Origin of the sequence: Avrilella dinanensis (assembly GCF_002807015.1) — a bacterium.
In the GTDB taxonomy this organism is placed as follows: domain Bacteria; phylum Bacteroidota; class Bacteroidia; order Flavobacteriales; family Flavobacteriaceae; genus Flavobacterium; species Flavobacterium dinanensis.
Window position 1 is genome coordinate 1,712,473 of sequence record NZ_NIPO01000001.1, and the last position, 18,935, is coordinate 1,731,407.

General features: G+C 37.4%; 15 protein-coding genes. 4 read left to right on the plus strand and 11 right to left on the minus strand.

The window, feature by feature from the left end; translation table 11 throughout:
* The first annotated feature begins 97 nt into the window (after nucleotides 1-97).
* The gene (tpx, locus tag CDL10_RS08195; RefSeq protein WP_100678083.1) at nucleotides 98-598 is read left to right on the plus strand and encodes a thiol peroxidase; all 501 of its coding nucleotides are present in this window, start codon (nucleotides 98-100) and stop codon (nucleotides 596-598) included.
* A 56-nt stretch (nucleotides 599-654) separates the two neighbouring features.
* Here tpx and metK read toward each other — a convergent pair whose 3' ends face one another.
* The 7 genes from metK to arsC all read right to left on the minus strand — a co-directional run bounded on the left by metK (nucleotide 655) and on the right by arsC (nucleotide 11,568).
* The gene (metK, locus tag CDL10_RS08200; protein WP_100678084.1) at nucleotides 655-1,935 is read right to left on the minus strand and encodes a methionine adenosyltransferase; all 1,281 of its coding nucleotides are present in this window, start codon (nucleotides 1,933-1,935) and stop codon (nucleotides 655-657) included.
* Between the two features lie 225 nt (nucleotides 1,936-2,160).
* On the minus strand, nucleotides 2,161-3,426 hold the full coding sequence (gene pepT / locus CDL10_RS08205) for a peptidase T (RefSeq protein WP_100678085.1): 1,266 nt from the start codon (nucleotides 3,424-3,426) through the stop codon (nucleotides 2,161-2,163).
* Nucleotides 3,427-3,431: 5 nt separating this feature from the next.
* A complete protein-coding gene (pheT, locus tag CDL10_RS08210) occupies nucleotides 3,432-5,870 on the minus strand; it encodes a phenylalanine--tRNA ligase subunit beta (RefSeq protein WP_100678086.1) in 2,439 nt (812 codons plus the stop codon).
* Between the two features lie 67 nt (nucleotides 5,871-5,937).
* Nucleotides 5,938-6,348: a thiol-disulfide oxidoreductase DCC family protein gene (locus tag CDL10_RS08215; RefSeq protein WP_317045744.1), complete on the minus strand. Its 411-nt coding sequence runs from the start codon at nucleotides 6,346-6,348 to the stop codon at nucleotides 5,938-5,940.
* A gap of 4 nt (nucleotides 6,349-6,352) precedes the next feature.
* Nucleotides 6,353-8,527, minus strand: coding sequence for an endonuclease MutS2 (locus tag CDL10_RS08220; protein ID WP_100678088.1), 2,175 nt, complete (start codon nucleotides 8,525-8,527; stop codon nucleotides 6,353-6,355).
* Nucleotides 8,528-8,684: 157 nt separating this feature from the next.
* A complete protein-coding gene (locus CDL10_RS08225; RefSeq protein WP_100678089.1) occupies nucleotides 8,685-11,141 on the minus strand; it encodes an outer membrane beta-barrel family protein in 2,457 nt (818 codons plus the stop codon).
* An 85-nt stretch (nucleotides 11,142-11,226) separates the two neighbouring features.
* Nucleotides 11,227-11,568: an arsenate reductase (glutaredoxin) gene (arsC, locus tag CDL10_RS08230; protein WP_100678090.1), complete on the minus strand. Its 342-nt coding sequence runs from the start codon at nucleotides 11,566-11,568 to the stop codon at nucleotides 11,227-11,229.
* A gap of 67 nt (nucleotides 11,569-11,635) precedes the next feature.
* On the opposite strand from arsC, the gene CDL10_RS08235 reads away from it, so the two are divergent.
* The 3 genes from CDL10_RS08235 (at nucleotide 11,636) to asnS (ending at nucleotide 15,245) form a co-directional block, all read left to right on the plus strand.
* Entirely contained in the window at nucleotides 11,636-12,526 is an 891-nt protein-coding gene (locus tag CDL10_RS08235; protein WP_100678091.1) for a CPBP family intramembrane glutamic endopeptidase, read from the plus strand.
* A gap of 3 nt (nucleotides 12,527-12,529) precedes the next feature.
* Nucleotides 12,530-13,582 (plus strand): AMP-binding protein, encoded by a 1,053-nt coding sequence (locus CDL10_RS08240; protein ID WP_100678092.1) that lies wholly within the window; start codon nucleotides 12,530-12,532, stop codon nucleotides 13,580-13,582.
* A gap of 229 nt (nucleotides 13,583-13,811) precedes the next feature.
* Nucleotides 13,812-15,245, plus strand: coding sequence for an asparagine--tRNA ligase (gene asnS, locus CDL10_RS08245; protein ID WP_100678093.1), 1,434 nt, complete (start codon nucleotides 13,812-13,814; stop codon nucleotides 15,243-15,245).
* Between the two features lie 123 nt (nucleotides 15,246-15,368).
* Here asnS and CDL10_RS08250 read toward each other — a convergent pair whose 3' ends face one another.
* From CDL10_RS08250 to CDL10_RS08265, 4 genes are all read right to left on the minus strand, one after another.
* Nucleotides 15,369-16,310, minus strand: coding sequence for a transporter family protein (locus CDL10_RS08250; RefSeq protein WP_100678094.1), 942 nt, complete (start codon nucleotides 16,308-16,310; stop codon nucleotides 15,369-15,371).
* Nucleotides 16,311-16,316: 6 nt separating this feature from the next.
* Nucleotides 16,317-17,369 carry a cytochrome-c peroxidase gene (locus tag CDL10_RS08255; RefSeq protein WP_317045745.1) on the minus strand — a complete coding sequence of 351 codons (1,053 nt, stop codon included), beginning with the start codon at nucleotides 17,367-17,369 and terminating at the stop codon, nucleotides 16,317-16,319.
* Between the two features lie 223 nt (nucleotides 17,370-17,592).
* Nucleotides 17,593-18,417: an MbnP family protein gene (locus CDL10_RS08260; RefSeq protein ID WP_100678096.1), complete on the minus strand. Its 825-nt coding sequence runs from the start codon at nucleotides 18,415-18,417 to the stop codon at nucleotides 17,593-17,595.
* Nucleotides 18,418-18,525: 108 nt separating this feature from the next.
* Complete coding sequence (locus CDL10_RS08265) at nucleotides 18,526-18,894, minus strand: hypothetical protein (RefSeq protein ID WP_243389315.1); 369 nt, start codon at nucleotides 18,892-18,894, stop codon at nucleotides 18,526-18,528.
* Between the last annotated feature and the right edge of the window lie 41 nt (nucleotides 18,895-18,935).

The following is an 18,935-nucleotide window of genomic DNA, read 5'->3' on the forward strand; positions in this document are numbered from 1 at the left end:
CCTGTTTTTATCCGCCTAAGTTAGATAAAAAAACGAAATATTGTAAGATAAGCTGAATAAAAATTACTAACTTTATACAAACAAAAAATAATAAGTTATGGCACAAATCACATTTAAAGGAAACCCGGTAAACACTTCGGGTAATTTACCGGAAACAGGTTCCAAAGCACCCAATTTCAAGTTAACAACCAGCGATTTATCAGAAAAATCATTAAGTGATTACAAAGGAAAAAACGTGGTTTTAAATATTTTTCCAAGTGTAGATACTGGTGTTTGTGCACAATCAGTACGCACATTTAACGAAAAAGTATCATCGGCTAACAATACGGTGGTGTTATGTGTTTCTAAGGATTTACCTTTTGCCCTGTCGCGTTTCTGTGCGGCCGAAGGTTTGAAAAATGTAGAAACGCTGTCTGATTTTAAGACCGATGATTTTAGCCAATCTTACGGTGTAAAAATGATTGATGGTCCTCTCAACGGTTTATTAAGTCGGGCTGTTGTTGTCATAAACCCTGAAGGCGAAGTGGTTTACAACGAACAAGTTCCGGAAATCGGTCAGGAACCGGATTATGAAAACGCATTGAATGTGTTGAAATAAACACAAAAATAAACCTGCAAGTTTTTTTTTCTTGCAGGTTTATTTTTTATTTTGATTTAAAGTCCAAATGCTGTTTTTACCACATCAACTTTATCTAATTTTTCCCACGTAAAAAGCTCTACTTCAATACTTTTTGTTATACCTTCTGTATTAGTAAACTGCTTGGTAATCACTTGTGGTTTTCGTCCCATGTGACCATAAGCTGCCGTTTCGCTATATATAGGTTTTCTCAGTTCAAGGTTTTTCTCAATATAATAAGGTCGCAGGTCAAAGATTTCCTGAATTTTCTGAGCTATCGTTCCGTCAGTCATGTCCACTTTGGAAGTTCCGTAGGTATTCACGAAAACGCCCATTGGCTCGGCAATACCGATAGCATAAGAAACCTGTACCAGAATTTCATCGGCTACCCCTGCAGCAACCAGATTTTTGGCAATATGGCGTGTAGCATAAGCTGCCGAACGGTCAACCTTGCTCGGGTCTTTTCCGGAAAATGCACCTCCGCCGTGAGCTCCTTTTCCGCCGTAAGTATCTACAATAATTTTTCGTCCGGTCAAACCGGTATCGCCATGAGGCCCGCCAATAATAAACACTCCTGTCGGGTTGATATGATAAGTGATTGCATCGTGGAAATATTGTTCATATTGCGGATATTTCTGCAATAATCGCGGAATTAATATCTCAATAACATCTTTCCGAATCTGGTCTTGCATCGCTTTTTCAGCTTCAGCTTTATTCGTGTGTGCATCTCTTTGGACAAACTCATCGTGTTGTGTTGATAACACAATCGTCACAATTTTCGACGGCTTATTATTATCGTCATATTCCAAGGTTATCTGAGCTTTGGCATCTGGTCGCAAATAGGTAATTGCAGTATTTTCTTTTCTGATAAGTGCCAATTCCTGCAACAATTTGTTTGCCAAATCGAGTGCCAAAGGCATATAATCTTCAGTTTCTGAAGTAGCGTACCCAAACATGATTCCCTGGTCACCTGCCCCTTGCTCTTCCGGATTTATCTTATCAACCCCTTGATTGATTTCCGCAGATTGTTCATGAATGGCAGAGAGTACACCGCACGAATTTGCTTCAAACATATATTCGCTTTTCGTATAGCCAATATTCCTAATCACTTCTCTGGCAATGTGTTGTACATCCAGATAAGCATTGGATTTTACCTCGCCCGCCAACACGACTTGCCCGGTGGTTACGAGGGTTTCACAAGCAACCTTGGCATTTGGGTCAAAAGCTAAAAAATGGTCGATTAATGCGTCTGAAATCTGGTCGGCAATTTTGTCCGGGTGACCTTCACTAACTGATTCTGATGTAAAATAGTATGACATAATTAATTTTTTTCAGACTGGTCGCAAAAAACAACTAAAAATGCCTTTTTATAGGTAGATTTATGCTCTGTTTTAGCATTTTTTATTGAGGTTGCAATCAGTCAAATTTTTCCTCTTGTTTATTTTCAAATGCAAATGTAGCACTTATTTATATATTTTAGCAACGAATTTCACGAGTTAACAAAAATTTATTTTACTAATCTGTGAAATCCGTTGCTAAACAGTTTATTTCAAACTTCCTTCAGCTGCTTTCTGTGCAGTCAGCTCAGCGATTTTAACAATCACTTCAGTAGCTTTAACTATGCTTTCTGCCGGAACATATTCATATTTTCCGTGGAAATTATGTCCTCCCGCAAAAATATTCGGGCAAGGCAATCCCATATAGGACAACTGTGAACCGTCTGTCCCGCCTCTGATTGCTTTGATGATTGGCGTAATACCCAAATCTTTCATAGCTTCTTCGGCAACATCTACGATATATTTTACCGGCTCCACTTTTTCACGCATGTTAAAATATTGGTCGTTGATTTCGCAAACTACAATATCTTCGCCGAATTTCTTCGCATATTTCTTATTGATTTTTTTTGCTAATTTTTCGACTAACTTTTTACGTTTTTTGAATTTCTTCATGCTGTGATCTCTGATAATCAACTGTACTTCAGTTTCTTCAATTGAGCCACTAACGGTGTGAACATGGAAAAAACCTTCGTAACCGGTTGTTTTTTCAGGTACTTCTTTTTTCGGCAATTTAGCAATGAATTTATTTGCCAAAAGTAATGAGTTAATCATTTTTCCTTTCGCATATCCCGGGTGTACGCTTTTTCCTTTGAAAATCAATTTGGCACCGGCAGCATTGAAGTTTTCGTACTCCAATTCGCCAATTTGACTTCCGTCCATGGTGTAAGCCCAATCTGCACTAAATTTTTCCACATCGAACTTATGAGCTCCACGACCGATTTCTTCATCTGGTGTAAATCCGATTCTGATTTTTCCGTGCTTAATTTCCGGGTGCTTAATCAGGTATTCCATCGCAGAAACAATTTCGGTAATTCCGGCTTTATCATCCGCTCCCAATAAGGTTTTTCCGTCGGTTGTAATCAGTGTTTGTCCTTTGTATAACAACAAATCTTCAAAATAATTCGGGGACAAAATAATATTTTCTTCTTTGTTCAGAACGATGTCGCCACCGTCATAATTTTCAATAATTTGCGGATTTACATTTGTTCCCGAAAAATCCGGACTCGTATCAAAGTGAGATACAAAACCGATAGTCGGCACGTCGTGCTCCACGTTGCTCGGTAATGTTGCCATGATATAAGCATTATCATCTACGGTAACGTCTTCCAACCCGATTTGCTTTAGCTCTTCCACCAACTGATTGACCAAATCCCATTGTTTTTCGGTACTTGGTGTGGTTTCAGACTCAGGGTCTGATTGGGTATCAACTTTAATATAGCTGATAAATCTGTCAATAATGTGTTGTTGTTCCATAATAATTATCTGAGTTGTGCCTGAACTTCCTGTTCAAGATTTTGAATCAATTTTTCTATAATATTTTCTACTTCACTATCAGTCAATGTTTTATCATTATCCTGAATTTTCAGGCTAATAGCATAAGATTTTTTATTTTCCGGAAGTTTATCTCCTTCATACACATCGAAAAGAGAAACTTCTTTGATTCTGTTTGTATCTGTTTTTTTGACGGTTTTGTATAGCTGTTCAAAAGTAATTTCTTTGTTGATAAGCAACGCCAAATCTCTTTTTACTGCCGGATATTTTACGATTTCCTTGTATTTTATTTTATCTGAAAGAACCGGTAAAATATTATCCCAGAAAATACCTCCATAAAACACATCTTGTTTAATATCAAAAGCTTTCGCAATAGATTTCTTAACCAAACCAAACGAAGCCACCTTGTTTTGACCTATGTAATAAGCAACACTTTCTGCGAAAATATCTTCATCATTTGGTCTGACTTCATACTTATTGATGCCTAAGCGAGAAAAAATTGCGTCCACATAACCTTTAAACAAATAAAAATCAATCGGTTGCTCGGAGCTATTCCATGCGGTTTCATGAGCATTCCCGGTAGCAAAAAGCCCCAGATGTTTCCATTCGTTAAATACAGCTGTATCTATTCGTTCATAGATTTTTCCGCATTCGAACAGCTTTAAGTCACTGTTTTTCCGATTGATATTAAAACTTATGGTTTCCAGTCCGCCGAACAGTAAACTTTGTCTCATCACAGACAAATCACTACTCAAAGCATTCAGGATATGAACTTGTTTGTTCGGGTCAAAATCAGTGGCTAATTCACTGTACTTGGGCGTAGTTAGCGAATTATTCATTATCTCGTTAAACCCTTGGCTAATCAGCTGATTGGTTACAATATTTTCAACCTTGAAACTTTCCGTTCTCGAACTGTTGGCAATCGTAGCCTTGAGTTTGGCTGGAATTTTAATATTATTAAAGCCATAAACTCTCAGAATTTCTTCCACAACATCAATTTCCCTTTGAACATCTACCCGGTATGCCGGAATAGTCAACCCTAATCCTAAGTCGGAAACGCTGTTAATTTTAATATCCAAAGAAGCCAAAATGCGCTTAATTGTTTCTTTAGAAATCTCTGCACCAATGATTTTAAAAACATTGTCGAAACTCAGAAATACAGAAAAATCCTCTACTTTTTTCGGGTAAATATCCACAACATCTGAAGTAATCGCCCCACCTGCCAGTTCCTGTATCAGCAAAGCGGCTCTTTTCAGTGCATAATCTGTTAAATGAGCATCTATCCCTCTCTCAAAACGGAAAGAAGCATCAGTACTAATTCCTAATCTTTTAGCTGTTTTCCGAATGCTAACTGGGTTAAAATAAGCACTTTCTAAAAATATAGATGTGGTTTTTTCGGTTACCGCAGAGTTCTCTCCGCCTAAAATTCCTGCAATGCACATCGGACCGTAATCGTCACAAATCATAATATCTTCATTACTCAATTCGCGTTCCACACCGTCCAATGTCACGAATTTCGTTCCGTTTTCTACATTTTTTACATAAATTTTATTTCCTTTAATCCGGTCAGAATCAAAAGCGTGTAACGGTTGCCCCAATTCGTGTAACACATAATTCGTGGCATCTACGATATTATTTTTTGGTGCGATTCCGATAGATTTCAACCGGTTTTGCAACCATGCCGGCGAATCTTTTACTTCCACACCGGAAATAGTAACTCCGCAATATCTTGGTGTTTGCGCCGCATCTTCCACAACGATATCATATTTCAATGTCCGTTGCTCTACCTTGAATTTAAAGGTTGAGGGCGTAATCAATTCTGCATGCGGAAACTCGGGAAACCTTTGCAAAATGCCGGCTCGCAAATCTCTTGCAACACCAAAATGGCTCATCGCATCAGCACGATTGGGCGTTAATCCGATTTCTAAAATTTGGTCAGATTCTATGTCAAATAACTGAGCGGCAGGCATTCCGGGCACAGCATCATCACTCAAAACCATAATTCCGTCGTGGCTTTTCCCTAAACCTAATTCATCTTCAGCACAAATCATTCCGAAACTTTCTTCGCCACGGATTTTCCCTTTTTTGATTTTGAAAGATTCGCCGTCTTCGGTGTATAAAGTCGTGCCGATCGTAGCGACCAACACTTTCTGACCGGCGGCAACATTCGGTGCTCCGCAAACGATTTGTACCGGCGGTTTTCCGTCGCCCAAATCTACTTTGGTCACACTCAATTTGTCGGCATTGGGGTGCTTTTCGCATTCCAGCACGTGACCGACAATAATGCCTTCAAGCCCGCCTTTCACGGTTTCAAAACACTCGATTCCTTCTACTTCCAAACCTAAGTCGGTGAGAATCTGGGCGGTATCTTCCGGCGATGTTTCTATTTTTATGAATTCTTTTAGCCAATTATATGAAATCTGCATATTAGATGTTTTTGTCAGGCAAATATAAGCATTGCTCTGCGTTTGATGAATTTTTTTTAAAGGAATATCAGGATAAAAATTTTGCTTTAACTTCGGGAGACGGAATTATACAAGCGTCTTTTTTCCCAAACCATTTATAGCGGTTTTTGGCAAAATAATCATACCCAATATCTCGCAAAAATTTAGGAAAAATACGCAACCAACTCAGAAAGTAATACCTGCCTCCCAGCTCTCTGGCAACTTGTATAACCACGTCACTTTTGAGGTAATAAGCAACTCCAGGTTGGTATAGAACAATAGAATCCGTGGTTTTATCCACACCGATATGCTGCAAAATTTCCTGCCCGATTTCCGATTGCAATGAGGCGAAAACGTACAAATCCTGCTTATCTTTTTCGATAATTTTGTTGATGGTCGTATTGCAAAAATTACATACACCATCGAATAGTATGATATGTTTTCCTTCTGGGATTTTCATAATTTTATTTTTTCCGTTCAACCATTTCAAGTTGTTCAATCGAAACTTTAGACATAAACAGCCCATAATTGACTGAAGCTACATTTTTTTCAATTTTTTCAATCGTTCCGACTGCTTTTCCTTCCAACATTCGTACCCTATCACCTATTTTCAGTGCAAAATACGTCTGATTGCTTTTCTTTTCTGTTTTTTCCTGTTGTTTTTTTACTTTTTTCTCTTCCCGGATTTGCTCAACTTTTTGCTCGACTTCCTGCTTGACTTTTTCGGCTTTTACCTTCTGTATTTTGCGTTCTTTCTTTTGGGTTTGTTTACGTTTAGAATTCTCTATTTCAATGACTTTCAGCAATTCCCCGATTAGATTTTTTTTGTTTTTATCGTAAAAATATTTTTCAGATAATTCATCTACTTTTTGTCCGATATAAATCAGCTTTTGGTTACTGTCAAACAATTCCTGATAGCTTTCTAATTTACTTTGGATTTTCTGGTTGATACTTTCCATTTTTTTGCTTTCTTCACGAGCTTTTCCTTCTTCCTGCCGCAAAACTTCCGAAGTTTTTTCTAATTTGGACCGTTCTTTTTGCAGTTTGGCAATCGTTTTATCAAACCGCACTTTTTGATTTTCAATTTTCTTTTTTGCCCTGTTAATCAAGCTATAAGGAATTCCGTTTTTCTGTGCTACTTCAAAGGTAAATGAACTTCCGGCCTCGCCCACACTGAGTTTAAACATCGGTTCGAGCGAACGTTCGTCAAAAAGCATATTGGCATTGGTCGCATTTTCCAGTTCGTTCGCCAACATTTTAAGGTTGGTGTAATGCGTCGTGATGATGCCGTAAGCCTGCCGTTCATAAAATTCTTCTAAAAAAATTTCCGCCAATGCACCACCCAGCTCCGGGTCGGAACCTGTACCGAATTCATCAATCAGAAACAAGGTGTTTTCATTACATTTTCGCAGAAAATAACTCATGTTTTTGAGTCGGTAGCTGTATGTACTCAAATGATTTTCAATAGATTGATTATCGCCAATATCTGTCAGGACTTTGTCAAACAAAAACGTGGTGCTTCGTTCGTGAACCGGAATAAGAATACCGCTTTGTAACATTAACTGCAATAATCCAACAGTTTTTAGCGTAATACTTTTTCCACCCGCATTCGGGCCTGAAATCACGATAATCCGCTGTTCTGGGATTAATTCAATAGTTTGCGGATATGTTTTTTTACGTTTTTCCTTGTTAGTGAGCCATAAAATCGGGTGGTATGCCTCTCGAAAATACAGCTTTCTTTCGGCATTGATTTCAGGCAAAATTCCGTTGATTTTCAACGCATATTTGGCTTTGGCGTGGATAATGTCAATATGTATCAGCAAAGTTTGAAACCGTATCAAATCTTCGTGAAAAGGTCTGATTTCATCAGTCAGATTTTTTAATATCCGAACAACTTCTTCCCGTTCTTCGAACTCCAGATTATTCAGCTGCCGGTTATATTTTTGTGTAATTTCAGGTTCAATAAAAATAATACTTCCTGTTTTTGATTGGCCTAAAATTGTTCCTTTTACTTTTCGGCGGTGCATCGCCTGAACCGCCAGCACACGTCGATTTTCGACCACCGATTCTTTGATATCGTCCAGATAACCGCTGCTTTGATATTGCGACAAAGCACTGTTAAAACTCTGATTGATTTTTGCCCTGACCTCCGAAATATTTTTCCGGATTGCAGCCAACTGAGCAGACGCATCATTTTTTATTTCGCCATATTTATCAATGACTTGCTCAATCTTCTGGGTAATCGTTTTGTTGACGTCAAAATCTTGTACCAACGCATACAATTCAGGGTAATATTCCTGGAATTTCTTAAAAAACACATACAACTGATTCGTCGTTTTGACCAAATCGTTGATTCGTTTAAAACCATCTGGCTCTAAAAAACTGTTTTCGATTTTCAGAAATTTCAGTTCACGGTCGATATTTTCAAAAAAATGGCTCGGAATCGCATTATTGTTACTAAACGACGACGTGTATTCTGATGTTCGTTTCAATTCTTTCATCAACAAATCTTTCCGCACAATCGGACGAATTTCGGTAGTTGTCTCCTTCCCTTTTTCCGTCACGCACAAGCCGGCAATGGTTTCGAGTACCGTGTTGAGTTCTAATTCTTGTATGGTTTTGTCCTGTATGGTTTTCATGCATGAAATAATAGCATACAAATTTACGAAGAATCTTCTTAAAATTGAATTTCAGTCTAAATTATACGTTTTGTATTTGGAAATTCGATTAATTCCGAACTTATCAAATCTAAAATACAAAAGCTTACCATTTTGGTAAGCTTTTGTATAAGTTGGTTTACATCATCTCGACTTCTCCGTCATCGTTGCTCATTTGGTTGTTTCGTTGCTGAGCTTCTTTTTTGCTTTGGTTAAAACGGTAGGTAAACGACAGGTTAAACGTACGTTCTCTCCATTGCATTTCTCTGTAAATATTTGCTGTTTCGAGATAGGTTTCGTTTCTCCACTTTCTGGAATTCAACAAATCCTGCACATTGAATGACAAAGTAGCCCGGTCGTTGAGAAAGTCTTTACTGAGCGACATATTGATATTATGGTTGTCCAGCATCTTTCCTTGTGAATTATTTCCCCCGGAAAAATACATGTAATTGGTTTGCCAGTCAATATCTACCGGTAAATTTACCCTTGCAGTTAAACGCCCTGTCCATCGGAAAGCGTCCTGGTCGAAATTCTGATACACTTCGTTACCGTCAAAATCCGTGAAAGTATAATCTCCACGTGTTTGTTGCTGGAAAAGATTCAGATTTCCGTTCAACTTCAACCAATGATATGGCGTATAATTAAAGTTAAATTCCATTCCGTAACGATACTCATCTGATAAGTTTATCGGCGACATGACCGTAATCGGAATGCCTTCGTCATTTACTCCATTGATGCGTCGTACATATTCAAAGGAATCTGTAGTCCGGTTCAGGTAAGCCGAAGTGCTTAGTGTGAAATAATTCCATCGTTTCATAAATCCGACATCGAAAGCATCTGTAAATGCCGGGTTTAAATCAGGATTTCCCATAAAGAAACTAATCGAACTGGAATAATCAGAAATAGGATTCAACATTCTTCCTCTCGGACGACGGACGCGTTTGCTGTAACTTATCGATGCGTTTGTGCTTTCGTTGAATTCATAATTCAGGAAAACGCTTGGAAAAAAGTTATTATATTTTTTCTCGTTGAAATCATTAGTTACAAACTGATTCACATTGATTTTTGAGCTTTCCCAACGCAATCCGAGCATATAGCTGAACCGGTTGATTTTACTTCCGAATTGTGTATATAAAGCTTGTATGTTTTCTTTGTATTCCAGATTATTCAGAAATAATTCGTTCGGTTCAAGAACTCCGTTATTGTAGCTATTTACTTCATAATCAGTATCCAGTTTATTAAAAGTACCGAGATAGCCTGCCTCAAAATGGGTGTTATCATTAATTGGCAACGTATAATCTAACCGCAACTGATGATTAAGGTCTGCTTCTTGGGCTTTTGTAATATCTTCCGACAGCGAATTATCTGTTCCCAGCATATAAGTCCGGATATTAGAATCTTCAATGTCATAATTTTTGAAAACTGTTGCCGATGCCAGTAATTGATGTCCTTCATCGTTGAATTTGAAGGTAAATTCTGAAGTATAATCCACATTTTCTTTCATATCATCTTCAGCAGTATTTCTTACCCGGCTGTTATCCGGATTTCGCTGAGCATCAAAAGTATGATAAATTACCTCATTCGGGTTATCGCCATGACTTCTTCTCCATGAAAAGTTATTATTCCATGTCAGTTTATCGGTCAAATACCATTCAAAACCAATATTACCATTAAAGCCTCGACGCATTCTTTCCCGGTTGCTATATTCATCAACAAACTGGGAGGTGTTACCGTTTTCGTCAAAGTATTCAGAGTTATTGACAGAGTTTCCTAACGTTTTATTATCTCGATATGAAAGATTGGCGAAAATATTAAAATTTTCTTCCCTGTAATTCAATGTAGAGGCTACGCTATACCCGAAAGGGTTAGAAACAGTTGCGGTAACATTTCCGTTAACACCTTGATTTTTACCTTTTTTCAGGATTATATTAATCAATCCGGCACCGCCTTCTGCTTCATATCGGGCAGACGGATTCGTGATTACTTCCACCTGTTCTATGGATTCTGCCGATAACATTTTCAAAGCATCTGCAATATTTGAGGCCATTCCGGAAGGTTTCCCGTCAATGAGTACCCGCACACTTTCGTTTCCTCTCAGGCTCACGGTCCCGTCAGAATCTACTGAAACAGAAGGAATATTATCCAGTACGTCACTTGCTGTCCCGCCTTTAACCACATTGTCATCGCCTACATTATAGATTCGCTTATCCAGCTTGATTTCTACCGGCGAACGTTCTACCTCAATAACCAAATCTTCCAGCTGTTCATCGCCGGCAGACACCTCAACAGTTCCCATATTCCAGTCGGTATTGACTGTTCTTTCCGGTATTGTCATGGCGTCAAATCCCATATATTCTACTTTGATTTCATAAACATCGGCATTCACTTCAAAAGTAAAATCGCCATTTTCATCAGTAATTTCGCCGGTTATATAATTGACATCAGTATTACTTTGAAAAATAACGCTGGCGTATTCCAAAGGTTGTTTAGTATCTTTGTCTATAATTTTACCAGAGATAACCAACTGATTTTGACTCATCATCTCGCTCATCGAAAAAAGAGCAAATAGCAGAAAAAGGGATTTGAAGTTTTTCATTTATAAAATAGTTTTTCTCAATATAAGTAGCAAAAATACTACCGAGATTATTGATTTCTCTGAAATTATTGTTAAGAATTCTTTTTTACAAAATATTTTTAATCAATGAAAACGGTCTTGCAATAACCGCCTTATCGCCATTTACCACGATAGGGCGTTCGATGAGTTTAGGATTTTCAATCATAGCGTCTATGATTTGTTCGTCAGACAAATCTTTGTCTTTGTAATTATTTTTCCAGATTTCCTCTTTGGTTCTCACCAATTCGATCGGTTTTATCCCTAATTTTTTAACAAGTTCTTTCAACTCTTTTTTAGTCAGCGGTTCGTCCAGATATTTAACTGTTTGGAAATCCAATTGATTGTCTTCTAAAAATTGGAGTCCTTCTCTTGATTTGGAACATCTCGGGTTGTGGTAAATTGTAATCATAAAAACGTTTGGTTTAGTGTTAGGCAAAAATACATTAACTTAGCGACAGAAAAAAATCAAGATTCGTATGTATATCGAACAAATCAAAGGCAATGGAAAAAGCTGGTTAATATACCTGCCTTTTTCACTGGCATTTTTAGGTTTTATGACCCTAAATATCATTTATACTTTCGCATCAGGCACCGACCCCGATGATATGATTCAAATGCTGATTAATCAGTTCGGGAAAACGCCTACATTTATTATGTTGGTTTTGCCGTTGAGCATATTATTTTTTGTTTTACTTGGCTGGGTAAAACTCGTTCATGGACAAAGCATTCGCAGCCTGACGACCGCCCGCAAAAAAGTGGATTGGCGGCGTATCTTTTTTTCTTTTTTCGTATGGACATTTTTCCTGATTATATCTACATTAGTGAGTTATTGGCTTTATCCGGAAGAATACGAGCTTACTTTTCGCCCCATACCTTTTTTGATTCTGGCAATATGCAGCTTGCTGTTAGTGCCTCTGCAAACGAGCTTTGAAGAATATTTTTTCAGAGGTTATCTCATGCAGGGAATCGGATTGGCCGCCGGAAACAGATGGGTGCCACTGGTTGTTACTTCTGTTCTTTTCGGATTGATGCACGCCGGAAATCCTGAAATAATTTCTGCCGGACCAATGATAATGATACATTATATCGGTATCGGTTTTTTTCTCGGAATTGCTACATTAATGGACGACGGACTCGAACTCTCCCTCGGATTCCATGCCGCCAATAACCTAATTATCAGCTTACTTATTACATCAAGCGGAGTAGCTTTTCAAACTGATGCCATTTTTACATACCATAGCGAAACACCGGCTTCAATCACTGAAATGGTTATATCTCTGTTGGTTATTTACCCATTAATGTTATTTATTTTTTCTAAAAAATACGGCTGGAAAAACTGGAAAAAGCAACTGGCTAAAAAGATATAACTGATGGATTGGTCACATATACATTCGGATTTCAAACTGAACGGCAAGGCTTATTCTTCTTCCAAATTCATTGATTTAGCTCATCAATACACCCAATCGGAAAAAGAAAATGAACGAGATTTCGGGCAGCTTATCCTGGACTGGTTCAACGAATCGCCTTTTATGACTGTGCATACTTCCGGCACAACCGGAACGCCCAAACCTATACAAATAGAAAAAAGGCAAATGGTAAATTCTGCCAAAGCAACAACCGGTTTCTTTGATTTAAAATCCAAAGACACTGCCTTGCTGTGTATGCCTGTCAAATATATCGCCGGAAAAATGATGCTGATAAGAGCATTGGTTTCCGGATTGGAACTTGATGTGATTGAACCAATTTCAAACCCATTGCATTTTACACAAAACAATTATGATTTTGCAGCCATGGTTCCGCTTCAGGTTGAAAAAAGTTTGCCGGAATTACACCGAATCAAAAAACTGATTATCGGCGGGGCAAAACTCGACGATACATTACGGCAAAAACTGTTGAGCCTGCCGACAGTTTGCTACGAAACTTACGGTATGACAGAAACTATCACGCATATTGCTGCCAAAAAAATTGAAGAACACTATTTCTCAGCTCTGCCTCATGTTACTTTTTCCATCGACGACCGAGAATGTCTGGTAATTAACGCTCCGAACGTAAGCCAAAAACTAATTATTACTAACGATATTGTTGATTTGATTGACAACAACCATTTTGAATGGTTAGGAAGAATCGACAATGTCATCAACAGTGGCGGAGTAAAGATTTTTCCTGAAAAAATTGAAAACATCTTAGCCGAAAAAATCAACCAGCGGTTTTTTATCGCAGGATTACCTGATAAGCATTTAGGACAAAAAGTTACCTTAATTATAGAAGGTATGCCCTATTCTATTACAGACGATTATTTTGAATCGCTGCACCAGTATGAAAAACCAAAAGAAATCTTTTTTGTTGACCAATTTGCCGAAACCCCAACGGGAAAAATTAAACGGAAAGAAATTAGCGAATTAGTGATTAGGCAAGAGCTTTAGTAAATTCGGAATTAGCGAATGAGATGCTTTCTGCATCAGCATGAACAAAGCAAGAGTTGTCACAGGCGTTACTTCGTCACAGTGTCACAATCGTTATCCCGTTACAATGTCACTCGGTCACAATGTCACAACCAACAACAAGCTATTTTAAAGTATATTCACATCACATCAAAAAAATAATTACCTTTGCAGGTATTTGTAAATTAGCAAAGATTAAAATATCATATACATGAAACATAGTTATGTCATTGATTTGTTGGAAGGAACTCAGTTATTACAGGAAGTTACAGCAAAAGGCTGGGTAAGAGCTTTCAGAAACAATCAGTTTATCGCCTTGAATGACGGCTCTACAATCAATAATATTCAATGTGTTCTCGAACTAGACGCTTTTGCTGAGGAAATTATCAGAAAAATCAGTGTAGGAGCTGCTATTGCCGTAAAAGGAACTTTGATTGAAAGCCAAGGCAAAGGACAAAAGTTTGAAATTCACGTAAAAGAATTAGAAGTTTTAGGCGAGTCTAATCCTGAAGAATACCCCATACAACCGAAAAAACATTCATTAGAGTTTTTGAGAGAAAATGCACATTTGCGTGTGCGAACAAATGCTTTTGGTGCCATCATGCGTGTACGCAGCACCTTGTCTTTTGCCGTGCATAAATATTTTCAGGAAAATGGTTTTTTCTATGTAAACACGCCAATCATCACTGGCTCTGATGCCGAAGGTGCCGGCGAAATGTTTCAGGTAACTTCTTTAGAAGTCGGAAACCCTCCAAGAGATGAAAATGGAAATATAGACTATTCGGAAGATTTTTTTGGAAAGGAAACCAATCTTACGGTATCCGGGCAGCTTGAAGCCGAAACCTATGCGATGGCATTGGGCAAAGTTTATACTTTCGGACCGACATTCCGGGCAGAAAATTCTAATACAACCCGCCATTTGGCTGAATTCTGGATGATTGAACCCGAAGTAGCTTTCAACACATTGGACGACAATATGGATTTGGCAGAAGACTTCATTAAATCAGTTGTTGGTTATGTAATGGAAAACTGCAAAGACGATATTGATTTTCTGGAAAAAAGACTTATCGAAGAAGAAAAATCAAAACCTCAAAACCAGCGAAGTGAAATGACGCTGACCGAAAAACTACGGTTTGTGGTTGAAAATAATTTCAAACGGGTTTCTTACACCGAAGCGATTGATATTTTAAAATCATCAAAACCGAATCGAAACAAGAAATTCAATTATATCATTGAAGATTGGGGAGCAGATTTGCAAAGCGAGCACGAGCGATATCTGGTAGAAAAACACTTTAAATGTCCGGTAATTCTGTTTGATTATCCGGCAGATATCAAAGCTTTCTATATGCGATTGAACGAAGACGGAAAAACCGTTCGGGCGATGGATATTCTTTTTCCGGGAATCGGCGAAATCGTTGGCGGCTCGCAAAGAGAAGAACGCTACAATGTTTTGGTAGAAAAAATGAAAGCCCTCAACATTCCCGAAGAAGAAATGTGGTGGTATCTCGATACCCGGAAATTCGGAACAGCCGTTCATTCAGGTTTCGGATTGGGGTTTGAAAGAATGGTGCTTTTCGTAACCGGAATGTCTAATATCAGAGATGTTATCCCTTATCCGAGAACACCAAAAAATGCTGAGTTCTAAAATAATAAAATCCCTTCTCTCAAATAAGAAGGGATTTTTATTTCGTTACCAACCGTAAAGTTTTCAACAGCTTTGTAAGCTCTATTTTTAAGTTGTTTATGGCATTGCTTTATTCTAAATTATTTACAAACTATAATTCAGACTAAAAGCCAGACGATAATTTGCTTCAACACGCCCTCCTGTCAAATTTTGAGAAATCGGTAACATTGCATTTACGCCAAACGAAAATTTGTTATATCCAACCTCAACTCCAAGTTTACTAAAAAGAATATCTCCTTTCGTAAATGGCACATCTTCTTTGTAATCCTGATTAGCTTGGTACGTTTCTCCTGCAATTCCAATTTGAGGAACAATCATCAAATTGTTAATAGTCGTATTATAAAACAACGTACTTCCGTAATTAAACTGATTTCCGAATTGGTAATTTTTGTCATTTTCAGTTTTGAAAATATAACCTAAAGTAGTATTTAATCCGAATTTATTTTTTCGGATAATGTATTCGGTTGCCAAGTTATAATCCCAACTTCCTGTTCCTAACTGAAAACTCGGATTGACACTCCCGTTATTTGTATTGTTGTATTTACCTGTCGGAAGTTTCAACCCTGCTCCTACAAATACTTTGTGCTGAAAAACCGCACTGTCATTTTTGGTCTGGAAAACATTGTAGAAAGCTATAATTGTCATATCTCCAATTCCGTTTAAACTTTGAGAGGCTGTTGCTTTTTCTCTACCTAAAAAGTGGTAGGGAACCAAAGCCATAACTTCAATTTTTTCTGTTACAGGAATTCTTCCCCAAAGCTGAATTGTATTGAAATTCTCATCTATCCAAGGAGAATTATTGAATACGCCATCGCGACTTTTATAACTTTGATACATATAGCGAACGCCTGCAAATCTTTCGCTTAACATTGAATTGAACCCCATACTTCCTCCGCTTGCAGAACAGCCACAGGCATCGCAATCTTCGAGAAATTCAGGATTTTTGTATTTCGGATAAGGATTGTCGTTATTGGAATATCCGTTAAATGTGATACAAAAAAGTATCAATAAAAAAATATTTTTCATTTTGATTTATGTTTGATGATAAAAAAGTGGGTTATTGATGAATTTTTCATCAGTTAATGTTTTCAGAAACGAAATAATCGCCTCTTTTTCTTCTTGAGTCAAAGGAATCCCAGGTGTTTGGTGCTGTTGCATAAGCGGGTCAAGATTTTGGGTGTTCTGAACTCCGTTAGAATAAAAGTTCAAAACCGATTCCAATGAGCCAAAACGTCCGTCGTGCATATACGGAGCTGTGAGCTCCACATTCCTCAGACTCGGAACTTTAAATTTATAACGGTCTTCGGGAAATCCCGTTACGGTTTCCCTTCCTAAATCGTTCAAATTCGGATTTATAGGAAGTCCGTTATTTCGGAAAGAATTATCCGTAAAAATATCTGTCGAATGACACGAAGCACAATGATTCTGAAACAGAGCCAAACCTTGTAATTCCTGCGAAGTAAGACTTCCTCCCGTTTCGTTTCGGACATATTTATCATATTTGGAATCAGCCGAAATCATTACGGTCATAAATTGAGCTAAAGCATTCAACAAATTAGCGGAAGTTATTTCTTCATTTTCAAAAGCTCCTTTAAACATTCTGACGTATTGCGAATCCTGTTTCAGTTTCGCAATAATATTCGATAAGTTTTCGTCCATTTCCACAGGATTGTGAATCGGAACTATCGAAAGCATCTGAATGCTGTTGGAGGCTCCGTCATAAAAATATTCCGACTGAAAAATCATATTCTGAACAGCAGGAGTATTCCTTGTACCGATTAAATTGTCTATTCCGTGACTGAAATCGTGTCCGTGATGTGTAAATGCGTTCTGTTGTTCGTGGCAAAAAGCACAAGAAATAGTATTATCTCTCGATAATCGGGCATCATAAAACAGCTTTCTTCCCAAAGCCACCCCGTTTTCGGTAGGATAATTATTGTCAACATCCTGAAGAACATCAGGAAAGTTTGACGGAATTACCAAATCAAACGGATAATCTGCAGGTATTTCCTGATAATCATCATTATTGCACGAAAAAAACAGAAAAACAAAACACGACAGAATTAAAAATTTTATCTTTTTCATTTTCATTAGTTTTAAGAGCCTGTTTAAAATTTATCTAATAATTTGTTTATGTTTCTTTTTGGTCATAACTGCGTTAAATTTTAAAACGATAGCTCTTGCTATCCTTTAAAAATTTGCCTTGTTCTACCTCAAAAATAACCTATAAACATTTTTACAATACAAATTTAAACAGGCTCTAAACTTCACGGATTTTGAAAACCCGTGAAGTTTCCTGAAAAATCAATTAGTCGTGATGATTTCCTGAACCGTTATGAACGTGGTCAACAACAAACATCTGCAATGTGTTTTCTGCAATTTTAATGAGATTTTCGCCTCCCATTATACTCGCATTGGTTCCTGCAGGATTCAGATTATCAAACAAAACAATTTTGTTTACTCCGTCGGCAATTTTATTGGCATCGGTAATTATGTGAATACTCGGTTTTTCGTCCTGACGAACTCTTGCCGTTGTCGGTAAATCAAGCGTAACTTCTCTGTAATTGTCCGTAGCGGTATTGCTCCCTTGATGAATCTGAAAGTTTTTTGGCTCGGAATTATTAGACGAAGTAAATGTTCCTTCAAAATTGATAAAACGGTATCCCGTACTCCAAGTCCAAGTCAGATGATGTTGTGAAGCATAATTCCAAAATTCCTGTTGGGCTGTTTCGCCCTCCAAATATCTTTGGTTATCAACGCCGATTCCGAATTTCACTTTAGTATAATCTCCACTCGGAATATTCTCTAAATGCAATGTATTGATGTTGCTTTCTTCACTGACTACAAAATAACTTTTTTCTTTCGGATAAACAAACTCACTACCGTCTGCCTTTATAAAAACAATATTACTGATGATGTAGTTAAAACGATTGATAGTCAGTGTTTCTTCGTTTGAATTCGTGTAAGAACTTCCTAAAACAAGAGCATCTCCGTTTACTCCGTTATCAAAATAAAGTTCTGCCTCTCCGAAAGTTCCGTCAACATTTCCTCCCGAATTATCGTCAGAAGAACAAGAAGTTAATAATCCGAAAAAAGCCGTAGCCGTAAATATATTTTTTATGATAGATTTCATTTTAATGTATGTTTAATTTTAAAAAATGATATGATAATTCGTGTGAAACAGATTGAAAAACAATGCTTCACAAAAGATGAGTTTACAACTCAGTTTTAAATTAAAAAATCAAACAACGGGAGGATGAAAGACCGAAATCGTTTCAGTATATAAATAAAGATTATTGTACGCCGAATTTATTTTAGGTTGCAACCCTGAAACAAAAATGTGTTCTATGCAAATTTCTTTCGCTTCATCAAGAAATATGATATTTGTTTCTACTGAAAAATGTTTTTTATCTTGACCACTTTCAGGATTGTCTGAAGCTTTTGCCATTTCTTTCATCAAATGGCATTTTCCGTTACATTTTAATTCGGGTTTGTCTTTATTGACGCAAAGTTCATTTTTAATATAATCATAAAAAACCACATACTCCACAAGCGGTAGTATCGGTTTAAAAAGCATAAACCACGCTAATATGACTATAAAATTTTTCACGTGTACAAAATTACATAAATTATAATTGAGGGTCAGCTTTT